Source organism: Lysobacter zhanggongensis (genome assembly GCF_046638635.1).
Classification (GTDB): Bacteria; Pseudomonadota; Gammaproteobacteria; order Xanthomonadales; family Xanthomonadaceae; genus Novilysobacter; species Novilysobacter luteus.
In genome coordinates this window covers 20,967-33,197 of record NZ_JBJXHK010000001.1, presented here as the reverse complement: position 1 = coordinate 33,197, position 12,231 = coordinate 20,967, and the positions used below count along the sequence as shown (strand labels likewise).

The 12,231-nt window shown below is 69.1% G+C and carries 13 protein-coding genes; 5 read left to right on the top strand and 8 right to left on the bottom strand.

Annotation, left to right across the window (positions count from 1 at the left end; translation table 11 throughout):
- Positions 1-35: 35 nt before the first annotated feature.
- Positions 36-998, top strand: a complete 963-nt coding sequence (locus ACKVMH_RS00180; RefSeq protein ID WP_412698788.1) for a PA2778 family cysteine peptidase — start codon at positions 36-38, stop codon at positions 996-998.
- A gap of 3 nt (positions 999-1,001) precedes the next feature.
- On the opposite strand, the gene ACKVMH_RS00175 is transcribed toward ACKVMH_RS00180, so the two are convergent.
- From ACKVMH_RS00175 to ACKVMH_RS00165, 3 genes are all read right to left on the bottom strand, one after another.
- Entirely contained in the window at positions 1,002-1,478 is a 477-nt protein-coding gene (locus ACKVMH_RS00175; RefSeq protein ID WP_412698787.1) for a DUF4426 domain-containing protein, read from the bottom strand.
- Positions 1,479-1,487: 9 nt separating this feature from the next.
- Positions 1,488-2,330, bottom strand: coding sequence for a pyrroline-5-carboxylate reductase (gene proC, locus ACKVMH_RS00170; protein WP_412698786.1), 843 nt, complete (start codon positions 2,328-2,330; stop codon positions 1,488-1,490).
- A 63-nt stretch (positions 2,331-2,393) separates the two neighbouring features.
- The gene (locus ACKVMH_RS00165; RefSeq protein WP_412698785.1) at positions 2,394-3,077 is read right to left on the bottom strand and encodes a YggS family pyridoxal phosphate-dependent enzyme; all 684 of its coding nucleotides are present in this window, start codon (positions 3,075-3,077) and stop codon (positions 2,394-2,396) included.
- Between the two features lie 209 nt (positions 3,078-3,286).
- Here ACKVMH_RS00165 and ACKVMH_RS00160 point away from each other — a divergent pair, with 209 nt between their 5' ends.
- On the top strand, positions 3,287-4,324 hold the full coding sequence (locus ACKVMH_RS00160; RefSeq protein ID WP_215219744.1) for a type IV pilus twitching motility protein PilT: 1,038 nt from the start codon (positions 3,287-3,289) through the stop codon (positions 4,322-4,324).
- Between the two features lie 57 nt (positions 4,325-4,381).
- Positions 4,382-5,551, top strand: a complete 1,170-nt coding sequence (locus tag ACKVMH_RS00155) for a PilT/PilU family type 4a pilus ATPase (protein WP_412698784.1) — start codon at positions 4,382-4,384, stop codon at positions 5,549-5,551.
- A 7-nt stretch (positions 5,552-5,558) separates the two neighbouring features.
- Here the strand turns inward: ACKVMH_RS00155 and ACKVMH_RS00150 are convergent, their stop codons facing one another.
- The 5 genes from ACKVMH_RS00150 to ACKVMH_RS00130 are packed head-to-tail and all read right to left on the bottom strand — an operon-like array spanning position 5,559 to position 10,969.
- Complete coding sequence (locus ACKVMH_RS00150; RefSeq protein WP_412698783.1) at positions 5,559-6,497, bottom strand: DUF72 domain-containing protein; 939 nt, start codon at positions 6,495-6,497, stop codon at positions 5,559-5,561.
- A 42-nt stretch (positions 6,498-6,539) separates the two neighbouring features.
- The gene (locus ACKVMH_RS00145) at positions 6,540-8,300 is read right to left on the bottom strand and encodes a dipeptidyl-peptidase 3 family protein (protein ID WP_412698782.1); all 1,761 of its coding nucleotides are present in this window, start codon (positions 8,298-8,300) and stop codon (positions 6,540-6,542) included.
- 59 nt (positions 8,301-8,359) lie between these two features.
- The gene (locus tag ACKVMH_RS00140) at positions 8,360-8,752 is read right to left on the bottom strand and encodes a response regulator transcription factor (protein ID WP_412698781.1); all 393 of its coding nucleotides are present in this window, start codon (positions 8,750-8,752) and stop codon (positions 8,360-8,362) included.
- A gap of 13 nt (positions 8,753-8,765) precedes the next feature.
- Positions 8,766-9,206 (bottom strand): response regulator, encoded by a 441-nt coding sequence (locus ACKVMH_RS00135; protein ID WP_412698780.1) that lies wholly within the window; start codon positions 9,204-9,206, stop codon positions 8,766-8,768.
- Positions 9,203-10,969 carry a sensor histidine kinase gene (locus ACKVMH_RS00130; protein ID WP_412698834.1) on the bottom strand — a complete coding sequence of 589 codons (1,767 nt, stop codon included), beginning with the start codon at positions 10,967-10,969 and terminating at the stop codon, positions 9,203-9,205. Before ACKVMH_RS00130 ends, ACKVMH_RS00135 begins: the two co-directional genes overlap by 4 nt.
- Before the next feature lie 174 nt (positions 10,970-11,143).
- Between ACKVMH_RS00130 and ACKVMH_RS00125 the strand changes: the two genes are divergently transcribed.
- On the top strand, positions 11,144-11,710 hold the full coding sequence (locus ACKVMH_RS00125; RefSeq protein WP_215219750.1) for a YqgE/AlgH family protein: 567 nt from the start codon (positions 11,144-11,146) through the stop codon (positions 11,708-11,710).
- Positions 11,707-12,225 (top strand): Holliday junction resolvase RuvX, encoded by a 519-nt coding sequence (gene ruvX, locus ACKVMH_RS00120; RefSeq protein WP_412698779.1) that lies wholly within the window; start codon positions 11,707-11,709, stop codon positions 12,223-12,225. Before ACKVMH_RS00125 ends, ruvX begins: the two co-directional genes overlap by 4 nt.
- Positions 12,226-12,231: the final 6 nt, after the last annotated feature.

Below are 12,231 nucleotides of genomic sequence, written 5' to 3'. Positions count from 1 at the left end.
TTCGGACGCACGTCCGGGCCGGGCGATGGGCGGCGGTGGGCCTCGCGCTCACCGCCGCCTTGCTGTTGCCCGCGTGCTCGATCAACCCCGACTGGCAGCTCGCGCGCGGCGATGCGCCCGCAACGGCCGTGTTACTGGACGTGCCGTTCCATCCGCAGACCGAGTACCAGTGCGGCCCGGCCGCGTTGGCGACGGTGCTGGGCGCGAGCGGCGTGGCGACCAGCCCGGAGGCGCTGGTGCCGCAGGTCTACCTGCCGGGGCGCGAGGGCAGCCTGCAAATGGAGCTGGTGGCCGCGACCCGCCGCGCGGGCCGGATTCCGTATGAGGTCGAGCGCGACCCCGAGGGGTTGCTGGCCGAGGTCCACGCCGGACGCCCGGTGCTCGTGCTACAGAACCTGCTGGTGCGCAGCGTGCCCAAGTGGCATTACGCGGTGCTTGTCGGCGCGGCGCCGGCGCGCAACGAGGTCCTGCTCAACAGCGGTACCGAACGCGGATTGTCGATGCCGGCGTCGAAGTTCCTGCGCACGTGGGACTGGGCCGGCCGATGGGGCCTGGTCGCGCTGAAGCCGGGCGAGCTGCCGGCGCAGGCCGACCCGGCCCGCTACCTGGCCGCCGTCGCCGATTTCGAAGCGGTTGCGGGCGCCGGGGATGCGGCACCGGCATACCGCGCGGCGCTGGAGCGCTGGCCTGATGACCCGCGCACGCACCTCGCGCTGGGCAACCAGGCCTATGCCGCCGGCCAACTGCGCCAGGCGGCCGGGCACTACCGCACGGGCCTGCAGCACGCGGCGGACGACGCCGTGCTGGGCAACAACTACGCCAGCGTTCTCGGCGAGCTGGGGTGCCGCAAGGAAGCGCATGCAGCACTGGAACGCGCGCTGGCAACGGCCGGACAGGACAGCCGATGGCGCGCGCAGCTGGAGGAAACCCGTGCCGAGCTGGCGTCCGGCGACGTTCCGCGCAGCGACGCGTGCCGCCGCTTCGCGGATCCGCCGTAGCGCTCAGCGGCCGATATCGCGGTTGAACTGCATCCGCATCGGCGCGGCGCCGTCGCGCCGGATGTCCAGCTCGAACGACAGCGTCTCGGGCGGGTCAACCCGCAGCGTCCCGACGTGGTCGACCAGGTCGCCGGCCTGCAGCTCGCGCATCGGTATGGAGTGGCGGTTGCCGCGCAGGTCGGTCGCCGTTGCGGTGACGGTCACCGGGACCGATACCTCCTGCATCGGCGGTCCCTGGCGCACGCCGACCAGCAGCATCACGATCCCATCGCCGCGCTCGATGCCGTACTGGGCGGCGACCGCGTCGCCAAGGGCGGAGGTCTGCATCACCGTCGCCCGGACGGTGGTGTCCCCGGATTGCAGGATCGCTTCCTGGGGGGCGGCCGCGGGATTGGCCGACGGCGGAGGGGCGGCATCGCACGCGGCCAACAGCAGGAGCGGCAGTGCGAGTCGGCAGGGGGACGGGAAAGCGATGCGCATGCGATGGCCTCAGTTGTTGGCGGCTGACAGTTCGCGGCCACGCTCGGCCGCGGCAGCCACTGCCCGGTCGACCAGCTCGCGCAGGCCGCCGGTCTCAAAGGTTTCGATCGCCGCCTGGGTGGTGCCGCCCGGTGAGGTGACCTTGCGGCGTAACGCATCGGCCGGTTCGTCCAGTTCGGTGAGCATCCGTGCCGCGCCCAGCAGGGTGTGGCTGGCCAGCTGGCGCGCGGTCGCTTCCGGCAGCCCCTGCCGCACACCGGCCGCCTGCATCGCCTCCGCCAGCAGGAACACGTAGGCCGGGCCGCTGCCCGACACCGCGGTGACCGCGTCCATCTGCACCTCGTCGTCGATCCACACGACCGGGCCGACTGCCTCGATCAGGTGGCCGGACTGCTCACGCTGCCCGGCGTCGACCTGCGCATTGGCGAACAGGCCGGTGATGCCGACCCCGAGCAGGGCGGGTGTGTTCGGCATCGCCCGAACCACCGCGACATCGCCGCCGAGCCAGTCCGAAAGCTGCCGGGAGGTGATGCCGGCAGCGACCGAGATCGCCACCGGGCGCGTGGACTGCGCCACCGGGGCCAACGAGTCGCACACCGTGCGCATCACCTGTGGCTTGACCGCCAGCAACCAGATGGCGGCGCCTTCGACCGCCTCGGCCGCGGTGGCGAAGCAGCGCACGTCGAAATCGGCCTGCAGCGACTCGCGCAACGCGTCAACCGGCTCGGCAACCCGGATCCGCGCGGGATCGGCGCCGCGCGCGATCATTCCGCCGATCAGGCTGCGCGCCATGTTGCCGCCGCCGATGAAGGCGACCACGGGGGAGTCGGTCGCGGGAGTGGTGTTGGCCATGGGGGCGCCTCGGTACGGATCAGCGCCCAGTGTAAGAGCGAGTGCCGACCGCTGCCTCCCCGCTCACTTCGGCGGGCGCGCGCCAAACAGGGCGGTGCCGATGCGGACCATGGTTGCGCCCTCTGCCACCGCCACCTCGGCATCGCCGCTCATCCCCATCGACAGGGTGTCGACCGCCGGGTACTGGCCCCGCAACCGTTCGAACAACGCCCGCGCACGCCGGAACGACGGCCGCGCCAGTTCGGGGTCGTCGTGCGCGGTCGGGATCACCATCAGGCCGCGCAGGCGCAGGGTGGGGTGGGACACGATCGCCTGTGCCAGCGCGTCCATCTGGTCGGGGCGGCAACCATGCTTGCTGGCCTCGTCGTCGATGTTTACCTGCACCAGTACGTCCAGCGAACCGCGTGCCGGGTCCCGATGGCGGGCGAGGGCGTCGACCAGCCGCGGCCGGTCTACCGTCTGCACCCAGTCGAACAGCGCGGCCGCCTCCCGCGCCTTGTTGGACTGCAGGTGGCCGATCAGGTGCCACTCCAGCTTTCCCGCCGTTTCACCCAGCGCCGCCGCCTTGGCCACCGCCTCCTGCACGTAGTTTTCGCCGAACGCGCGCTGCCCGGCCGCGGCCAGCGCGGCGACCGCCTCGGCCGGCTGGGTCTTGCTGACCGCCAGCAACCGCGGCACTGGCCGGTCCGCCGTGTCGGCCGCGTTCCGCAACCGGAGGGAAACCGCGTTCAGCAATCGGGTCGACACGTGGCGTCCTTTCTGGTGCTGGGGGTGAATGGGGGGTGGCGGCGGGAAACCGCGCCGCGACCGGAAACCTGTGACATCAGGCTGGATTGGCGCCGCGACTCGGGGGCTATACTGCCGGGCAGGGGCTTTTCGTGCATCAGTCAACCGCCACCGGCGACGCCGGGCGGGCTGGCCGGTGGACACCATCATCGCAGTGCGGGGGAGCACGCATGGATATCGCCGAACTGTTGGCGTTTTCGGTCAAGAACAAGGCATCCGACCTGCACCTGTCGGCGGGCATGCCGCCGATGATCCGGGTCGACGGCGACGTCCGCCGCATCAACATCCCGGCGCTGGACCACAAGGCGGTGCACGCGCTGGTCTACGACATCATGTCGGACAAGCAGCGGCGCGACTTCGAGGAGTTCCTCGAGGTCGACTTCTCCTTCGAGATTCCGGGCCTGGCCCGCTTCCGCGTCAACGCGTTCAACCAGAACCGCGGCGCCGGCGCGGTGTTCCGCACGATTCCGTCGGACATCCTGTCGCTGGAGGACCTCGGCACGCCGCGGATCTTCAAGGAACTGATCGACCAGCCGCAGGGCCTGATCCTGGTGACCGGCCCGACCGGTTCGGGCAAGTCGACCACGCTGGCGGCGATGATCGACCACATCAACAAGAACGAGTACGCGCACATCCTCTCGGTCGAGGATCCGATCGAGTTCGTGCACACCTCGCAGAAGTGCCTGATCAACCAGCGCGAAGTCCACCGCGACACCCACGGCTTCAACGAGGCGCTGCGTTCGGCGCTGCGCGAGGACCCCGACTACATCCTGGTCGGCGAGTTGCGCGACCTGGAGACCATCCGCCTGGCGCTGACCGCCGCGGAAACCGGCCACCTGGTATTCGGCACCCTGCACACCTCGTCGGCGGCCAAGACCGTCGACCGCATCATCGACGTGTTCCCCGCCGGCGAGAAGCCGATGGTGCGCTCGATGCTGTCCGAATCGCTGCGCGCGGTGATCTCGCAGGCGCTGCTGAAGAAGGTCGGCGGTGGCCGCACCGCCGCCTGGGAAATCATGGTCGGCACCCCGGCCATCCGCAACCTGATCCGCGAGGACAAGGTCGCGCAGATGTATTCGGCGATCCAGACCGGCCAGCAGTCCGGAATGATGACCCTGGACCAGCACTTGCAGGACCTCGTCAAGCGCGGCCTGATCCTCAAGCCGCAGGCCCGTGAGTACGCCAAGGACAAGCGCCTGTTCGACTGACGGCCCCAAGACTGAGGCCGCCTGCGGTTTGTCCGGGGCGGCAAGAGGACTACCGCGATGAGTACGACCCCGAATACCCCGACCGCAGGCACCGCTACCGGCAGCATCGACTTCACGTCGTTCCTGAAGCTGATGGCGCACCAGAAGGCCTCCGACCTGTTCATCACCGCCGGCATGCCGCCGTCGATGAAGGTCAACGGCAAGCTGCAGCCGATCACGCAGAACCCGCTGACGCCGCAGCAGAGCCGCGACCTCGTGCTCAACGTGATGAACCCGATGCAGCGCGAGGAGTTCGAGAAGACCCACGAGGCCAACTTCGCGATCGGCGTGGCGGGCGTCGGCCGCTTCCGCGTGTCGTGCTTCTACCAGCGCAACCAGGTCGGCATGGTGCTGCGCCGCATCGAGACGCGGATCCCGACGATCGAGGAGCTCAACCTGCCCGCGGTGATCAAGACGCTGGCGATGACCAAGCGCGGCATCATCATCTTCGTCGGTGCAACCGGTACCGGTAAGTCGACCTCGCTGGCGGCGATGATCGGCTACCGCAACCAGAACTCGACCGGCCACATCATCACGATCGAGGACCCGATCGAGTTCGTGCACAAGCACGAGGGCTGCATCATCACCCAGCGCGAGGTCGGCATCGATACCGACAGCTGGGAGAACGCGCTCAAGAACACCCTGCGCCAGGCGCCGGACGTGATCATGATCGGCGAGGTGCGCACGCGCGAGGGCATGGACCACGCCATCGCCTTCGCCGAAACCGGCCACCTGGTGCTGTGCACGTTGCACGCCAACAACGCCAACCAGGCGATGGACCGCATCATCAACTTCTTCCCCGAGGATCGGCGCAACCAGTTGCTGATGGATCTGTCGCTCAACCTCAAGGGCGTGGTCGCGCAGCAGCTGATCCCGACCCCGGACGGCAAGGGCCGCCGCGTGGCGATGGAGATCCTGCTCGGCACGCCGCTGGTACAGGACTACATCCGCGACGGCGAGATCCACAAGCTCAAGGAAGTGATGAAGGAATCCGTGCAGCTGGGCATGAAGACCTTCGACCAGGCCCTGTTCGAGCTGTACCAGGCCGGCGAGATCAGCTACGAGGATGCACTGCGCTACGCCGACTCGCAGAACGAGGTGCGCCTGCGCATCAAGCTGGCCCAGGGCGGCGACGCGAAGACGCTGTCTGCCGGACTGGACGGCGTCGAAGTGGCGGAGCTGCGCTGAGGCGCGGCTACACCGCCGGCCACGACGACCGCGCGGTTTCGCCCGCCCCGGTGGATTGACCGCGTGGCGGGCACGGGGCTGGCAGCCCGAGCATCGCCATGAGCGTCTGCGCGTCGAACGGCGCGTGGACCTTCACGTCGTTGTCGAAGTAGCAAAAGACGTCGCGCCGTGCCCGCTTCGTCGCGGGGCCGCCGACCCGCTCGGCGTCAGGCGCTTCGCCGCCGCCCGACCAGTGCCGGATCCGCCCCGCCCATCGCGACAGCGCGGCGTCGGAATACCCGCTGACGTACAGCTCGGCGTCGCCATGCAGGCGCAGGTAGAGGAAGTCGGCGGTGACATCCTCCAGGTACGGCCACCGGCCCGCCGTGTCGGCCACCACAAGTGCCGTGCGGTGGCGCCGTAGCAGCTGGACGAAGCGCCGGTCCAGGAAGCTGTCGTGGCGGACCTCGAGCGCGTGACGTAGCGGCCGGTTGCGGTCGATGGCCAGCGCGCTACGCCCACGCATCAGCGCGACGTCGCGCCGACGTGCCAGCGACAGTGCGGCGTCGGTGTCGCGGGGCAGGGCGGAAAGGAACGCGTCGATCAGCGCCTCGTCGAACTTCAGCGTGGGCGGCAGTTGCCACAGCATCGGCCCGAGTTTGCCGCCGAGCCGGAGCACCCCCGAGGCAAGGAAGTTCGCCAGCGGCCGCTCGACGTCGCGCAGCCGCTTCAGGTGGGTGATGTAGCGTGGTCCCTTGACCGCGAACACGAAGTCGTCGGGCGTGGCGTCGTGCCACGTCGTGTAGCTGTCAGGTGACTGCAGCGAATAGAACGAACCGTTGATCTCGATTGTCGGGAAGCAGCCGGCCGCGTATTCCAGCTCGCGCCGCTGCACGAGGCCGGGCGGGTAGAACTCGCCCCGCCACGGCGCATAGCGCCAGCCCGAGATGCCGATGCGGATCGTCATCCCGGAAGCGTCGCCCAGGGCCGGTGTCGACCCCGTGGAGGGTCAGCCCTCCCCGGCGTACTGCGACAGCCCCAGCTGTTCCAGGCCTTGTTCGAAGCGCACGTCGATGGGGATGCCGGCGGCGTCCAGCCGGGCCAGGTCGGCTTCCAGTTCCGGCTTGACCACGCCCATGGTGTCGGTCATGCGCTTGGCCTCGGCGTAGTCGCCGTCACCCTGCACGGTGAGCAGTTTGGCGCTGAGTTCGTTCATCGCCGTGCGCATCCGGTCCAGGTCCACCCGGTACCGCCCGGTAGCCTCGTCGCGTGTGAACGCACCGGCGTCGGCGAAGTAATTGAAGCGCAGCATGTTGGCCTTGCCGTGCGCGTCGCTGGCACCGAAGCGGACCGAGCGCAGGATGCCGGCAAGGAAGGTCACGTAGCTGTCCATGAGCCGGTCGTCGGTCGCCGTGGCGACATCGGGTTCACCGGCCTCGCCGCCGTCCAGCTCGCCCTGCCGGCCGAGCGCGTCGACCATGTACAGCCCCAGGATGTCGGCCTTGCCTTCCTCGAAGCTCGACGCGTATTCCTTCAGCGCATCGCCCACGGTGCCCTTGCCGTCCAGGGTGTTCTTGATCCCGAGCCCGTGCGCGACTTCGTGGAACATGGTGTTGCCGAAGAACGCATCGAAAGTGACGTGCTCGAGCTGGTCCTCGGCGATCAGCAACTCGGCGATCGGCACCAGGATGCGGTCGAACTTGGCCTGCATGACGTTTTCCAGCTGCAGGCGCCGGGTGCCCTTGGCCAGCTGCACCACTTCGTCATTGGGCAGGTTGATGGCGATGGTCTTGCCGCCGACGTTGGCGCTGCCGCCGTAGTACACCGCCTGGTACGCACCCAGGTCCGCGTCGGAACCGGGTACCTCGGCCTTGTAGGCGTCGTCCACCGGCAGGCCCTGCTGCAGTGCCGGCAGGAACGCGGCAAACCGCGCCAGCCGCTCGCTCCAGGCCTGGTCCTTGACCAGCACCAGGCCCTCGTACGCCGCCTTGTAACCGAACAGCTGGTCCTCGTAGGTCTCGATCGGACCGATCACGATGTCGACCGGGTTGGTCTTCATTTCCATCCACGCCATGTCGCTGGGACGGAAGTCGTCGGTGAGCAGCGCGTCGGCACGCATCCGCAGGTAGTCGGCAAAACTCTTGTCGGCGCTCAGGTCGGCGGCCTCGCGGAGCAGGGCGGCCGCGCGCTCGAGGTCGTCGCGGTAGGCCTCGTGGTAAGGCACCGTGACCAGCTGGCCGTCCTTGCGGCGCAGCAGGGTGTAGTTGGAGGTCTTGTCGGGGAGCTTGGCGGACTCGAACGCGGCCTTGCTCATGTCCACCGGGTAGAACGTGCCCCCCGGCGGCCGCGGTTCGATGCCTTCGATGAAGGGCGTGTCCTCGTTGAGCCGGTCCCACGGACCGAAGTTGATGAGGACCAGCTCCCGGGTCGCCTCGTCCGGGGCGCGCTCGAGCAGCGCATCGCGCTCGCCGTCCCAGGACTGGCGCCACCACAGGTCGTCCATCACCTGCGAGGCCTGGACGAGCTTGGCGATCATCTGCTTGCCACGCGCATCGAATGCAGACAGGTCGGCCTCGAGCGGAACCACGGCGTAGTCACCCACATGTTCGCGGGCATAGGCTCCGGGACGGGTGGCGGCCTTGTCCGCAGTGTCGGCGGTCGCGTCGGCGGGCGCCGTGGCCGGCGGCTGGCAGCCGGACACCATCGCGGCCGTGCAGGCCAACAGGAGGGCGTGCAGGCAGGGGTGAGCGTGCATGCGGGTCCAGGACATCGCGGTTCCTCGGCAGGCGTCGGGCGGAAGCCATCCTACGCCAGCGAACCCGAACGGGATCAGACCGTGCTGGGCGCCCTGGCGTGCTGCAGCACGGTCCGGATGACGGTTGGCATCTTCTCGAGGGCGTCCTTGCAGATATAGGCATCGGCGCCAGCCATCAGCGTGGCTTCGGCGGCCAGCGAGTCGACCGGGGCGCCCGAACAGAACACGAAGGGCACGCCTGGCGCGCACGCACGTACGTAACGCAGGGCTTCGAGCCCGTCGAACCCGGGCAGGCCGAGGTCGGATACGACCAGGTCATGGCCACCGTCGGCCAGTGCAGCCTTCAGGGCCGCCTCCCGGTCCACGCGCACCCAGGACGCCTCGATGCCCGCGTCCGCCAGCTCGAGCGCAAGCAGTTCGGCATCGTCGGCGGAATCCTCGACCAGCAGGATCTTCAGTGCAGGCACGGCTGCCACCTCGTCACTCGGCGGGTGCTTCGTTGAACACGGCCCAGAACTGGCCCAGCGTCTTGACCGCGGTGAAGAACTGGTCGACGTCGACCGGCTTGACCACGTAGGCGTTGACGCCCAGGTCCCAGCTGCGGGCGAGGTCGCTTTCTTCGCTGGAGGAGGTGAGCATGACGACCGGGACGCGCTTGAGCGACTCGTCGTCGCGCATGCGCTGCAGCACTTCCAGGCCATCCATGCGCGGCATCTTGATGTCCAGCAGCAGCACCGCCGGGTTGCCTTCCGGGCGGTCCGCCCACGGGCCGCGGCGCATCAGGTAGTCCATCGCCTCGACGCCGTCTTCGACGTGGACCACGGGGTTGACCAGGTTGGCCTCGCGCAGCGCGTCGAGCGCCATTTCGGCATCGGCCGGGCTGTCTTCGGCCAGAAGGATGGTGCGGATGGGGGTGCTCATTCAGTGGGCCCTGTCTTCTGGTTGGGGTCGAGGCTGGCGGGAAGCGTGAAGTGGAAGGTGGCGCCGGCGTCGGGCTCGGCTTCGGCCCACACTTTGCCACCATGGCGCACCAATACGCGGCGGACGCTGGCCAGGCCGATGCCGGTGCCGGGGTACTCCGACGCCTTGTGCATGCGCTGGAAAACGCCGAACAGCTTGCCCGCGTACTGCATGTCGAAGCCGGCGCCATTATCGCGGACGCTGAAGTGGTGGCTGCCATCGGCCATTCGCTCGTGGCCGACCTCTATAAGCGCCTGCTCGCGCGCTCCGGTGTACTTGACCGCGTTCCCGAGCAGGTTCAGCCAGACCTGGCGCAGCATATTCTCGTCGCCGACCAGGATCGGCAGCGGTGCGATCCGCCACTCGATGCGGCGCCCCGGGGTGTCGGCTTCGGCGTTGGCGTCGAGGATCGCGCGGGTCTCGGCGACCATCGATTGCATGTCCACCGCCTGCAGCCGCATCGCGCTGCGCCCGAGCCGCGAGTACACCAGCAGGTCGTCGATGAGGGTCGACATACGGCGCGCCGAATTGCCGATCACGTCGATGTAGTGGCGGGCCTTGTCGTCGGCGCTATCGCCCAGGTGTCGACCGAGTTTGTCGGCAAACCCGGCGACGTGCCGCAGCGGCGCGCGAAGATCGTGCGAGACGGAGTAGCTGAAGGCCTCCAGCTCGCGGTTGACGTCGGAGACCTGTGCCACCTTGCCCTCCAACTGCTGGTTGAGCTCGCGGATACGGTTCTCGGTCGCCTTGGCGGCGGTCACATCGCTGATGGTGAGGAGCACGACCCGGTCTTCGCGGTCCGGCAGCGGCATCCGCCGCGCGTTGATCAGCATCACCCGTTCGCTGCCGTCGCTGGTGGTCTGGTGGTGCTCGTAGTCCCACAGCTCACGTCCGCGCACCAGCACGTCGTTGAGGCGTTGGCGCAGCGCGTCGTCGCGCCACGCACCATCACCGGTATCCGCCAGCTCACGGCCGTCCAGCGCCTCTTCCCCGGGCTGTTCCGGCGCCCCGTACAGCTCGGCAAACGCGGGGTTGTGCATCACCACCCGCTGGTGGTGGTCGACCAGTACGATCGGTTCACGCACCGTGTGCAGGATCGCCATGGCGCGTGAATTGGCGCGACGTGATTCGCGCTCGCTCTCCATCCGTCGCACCGAATGGCGCCTCGCAAGCCAGCCGACCAGTGCGAACAGCAGCAGTTGTGCCGCCACGGTCGCCCAGATCAAGCCCAGTGCCTGGCGCCGCAGCCGGTCGGCATGCGCCAACCGTACTCTCAGCAATCGCGATTCCTCGGCCAGGATGCTGTCGACCAGGGGGCGCACCGGGTAGCGCACGACGATCTCGCCGGCCGCCACCGGCAGCGCACCGTCGGAGGACGCCACTTCGTCGATGAACGCCGCGCGCCGTGCCAGCAGGCCCTTGAGCTCGCCGACGCGCAACTGCTGGTCGGCGTGCCCGCGTGTAAGTTCGGCCAGGGATTCCACACCCTCGGGGATCCTGCGGCCGCTGTCGGCCAGGCGGGTCTGGATCAGCGGGGTGTCGAAGCCCGCCACCAGTGCGAGCACAGCGGCTTCGTTGTCACGGATGTCATAGGCCAGTGCATGCAGCGTGGCTTCGACGCGGCCCGTTTGTTCCACCTCGCGCGCAGCCTCGACGCCTTCCTTCAACACGGAGGAGAGGAACACGAACGGCAGCACCACGATAGCGATGACCGCAACCACCATGGCCGGCAACTGCCAACGTTCCCGCTTGTCGATGTGGGTATCCGGCACGGCCCCTGCCTCTCCGGGCCCGTGCGGCCGCGGATGGTTGCGATCGGCGATGATCGCCCGTCCCCGGGCCCGTCGCAACCGCAGCATCCACGGGCCCGTACGCGCGCCGCGGGCTAGAATGCGCGCATGAAGCCCACTCCCACCCCGCTGGCCAACCAGCTGCTGATCGCATTGCCCTCGCTGGCGGAGACCAACTTCTCGCGCAGCGTCGCGCTGATCTGCCAGCACGACGAGGACGGCGCGATGGGCATCGTGGTCAACCGGCCTTCGGAGTACACCCTGGGCGAGGTTCTCGGCCAGATGGGCGTGGAGGGCGGCAGCGACGCGATGAAGGCGCAGATCGTGCTTGCCGGCGGCCCGGTCCACCCCGAGCGCGGGTTCGTGCTGCACGACGGCGGCATGCAGTGGGATTCCACCCTGGCCATCACCGACTCGCTGTTCCTGACTACCTCGCGGGAGATCCTCGAGGCGATGGTGAGCGGTGAAGGGCCGGCGCACGCGATCGTCGCACTGGGTTGCGCGGGCTGGGGATCCGGCCAGCTGGAACAGGAGCTGACCGAGAACGACTGGCTGACCGCGCCGGCCGATGCCGAGCTGTTGTTCGACCTGCCGCTGGACGCGCGCTGGCAAGCCGCCGCCGGCCGCATCGGGGTCGATTTCGCCCACCTGGCCGACTATTCCGGCCACGCATGAGCGCGGCGGGAACCAGCACGTCCACGCTCCGCCGCGACGGTACGGTGCTCGGCTTCGACGTCGGCTCGCGCCGCATCGGTGTCGCGGTCGGCAGCGCATTCGGCCACGGCGCACGCGCACTGGCGGTGGTTGACGTGCACGGTCACGGTCCCGACTGGGTAGTGCTTGACCGCCTCCTCAAGGAGTGGCGACCCGACGGCCTGGTGGTCGGCGATCCGCTGACGCTCGACGACGGCGACCAGCCGGCGCGCGTGCGCGCCCACGGGTTCGCACGCGACCTGCAGGGCCGCTACCGGTTGCCCGTGGTGCTGGTCGACGAGCGCTCCAGCTCGATCGAGGCCGCGCAACGGTTTGCCGCCGACCGCGCCAGTGGCCGCAAGCGCCGGCGCGACGCCGAGGCGCTCGACGCCGTGGCCGCGGCGGTCATCGTCGAGCGCTGGCTCGCTGCCCCCGACAACGCGGTCGACATTGCCGACCTCCCCGCGGCGACGCCGCCTCCCGCATCCGCTCCCTGAGTCCGC

What these genes read in the sequence shown, in the direction of transcription:
- ACKVMH_RS00175 (WP_412698787.1), bottom strand. Translation starts at nt 1,478, where the DNA reads ATGCGCATCGCTTTCCCGTCCCCCTGCCGACTCGCACTGCCGCTCCTG.
- proC (WP_412698786.1), bottom strand. Translation starts at nt 2,330, where the DNA reads ATGGCCAACACCACTCCCGCGACCGACTCCCCCGTGGTCGCCTTCATC.
- ACKVMH_RS00160 (WP_215219744.1), top strand. Translation starts at nt 3,287, where the DNA reads ATGGATATCGCCGAACTGTTGGCGTTTTCGGTCAAGAACAAGGCATCC.
- ACKVMH_RS00155 (WP_412698784.1), top strand. Translation starts at nt 4,382, where the DNA reads ATGAGTACGACCCCGAATACCCCGACCGCAGGCACCGCTACCGGCAGC.
- ACKVMH_RS00150 (WP_412698783.1), bottom strand. Translation starts at nt 6,497, where the DNA reads ATGACGATCCGCATCGGCATCTCGGGCTGGCGCTATGCGCCGTGGCGG.
- ACKVMH_RS00145 (WP_412698782.1), bottom strand. Translation starts at nt 8,300, where the DNA reads ATGTCCTGGACCCGCATGCACGCTCACCCCTGCCTGCACGCCCTCCTG.
- ACKVMH_RS00135 (WP_412698780.1), bottom strand. Translation starts at nt 9,206, where the DNA reads ATGAGCACCCCCATCCGCACCATCCTTCTGGCCGAAGACAGCCCGGCC.
- ACKVMH_RS00130 (WP_412698834.1), bottom strand. Translation starts at nt 10,969, where the DNA reads ATGGTGGTTGCGGTCATCGCTATCGTGGTGCTGCCGTTCGTGTTCCTC.
- ACKVMH_RS00125 (WP_215219750.1), top strand. Translation starts at nt 11,144, where the DNA reads ATGAAGCCCACTCCCACCCCGCTGGCCAACCAGCTGCTGATCGCATTG.
- ruvX (WP_412698779.1), top strand. Translation starts at nt 11,707, where the DNA reads ATGAGCGCGGCGGGAACCAGCACGTCCACGCTCCGCCGCGACGGTACG.